This window comes from Pseudomonas sp. NPDC098747 (assembly GCF_044760045.1).
Lineage (GTDB): Bacteria > Pseudomonadota > Gammaproteobacteria > Pseudomonadales > Pseudomonadaceae > Aquipseudomonas.
The window spans coordinates 93,187-93,593 of sequence record NZ_JBIWAL010000006.1 but is presented as its reverse complement, the minus strand read 5'-3'; the positions used below and the strand labels follow the sequence as shown (position 1 = coordinate 93,593).

The 407-nt window shown below is 55.5% G+C and carries 1 pseudogene; it reads right to left on the bottom strand.

From position 1 onward, the window contains the following. Nucleotides 1-407, bottom strand: a pseudogene (locus ACIQVE_RS05690) (class I tRNA ligase family protein); the annotation flags it as partial.

Here is a 407-nt window from a genome sequence, read left to right as displayed (position 1 = left end):
CCGTTTTTTCGGTATATCACGCCTTTTTCGAACAGGCGAGTGAACAGCCATTGTTCCCAGCGGTAGTAATCAGGTTTGCAGGTGGTCACTTCACGCGACCAGTCCACCGCCAGGCCCAGGCTGCGCAGCTGGGTTTTCATGTAGGCGATGTTTTCGTAGGTCCACTTGGCGGGCGCTACGTTGTTTTTCATCGCGGCGTTTTCCGCCGGCATGCCAAACGCGTCCCAACCCATCGGTTGCAGAACGTTCTTGCCTTGCATGCGCTGGTAGCGGGAGATCACGTCGCCGATGGTGTAGTTGCGCACGTGCCCCATGTGTAGCTTGCCGCTGGGGTAAGGGAACATCGACAGGCAGAAGAAAGTATCCTAGCCTGGCTGTTCACTCACAACAAATGACTTATGAACGTC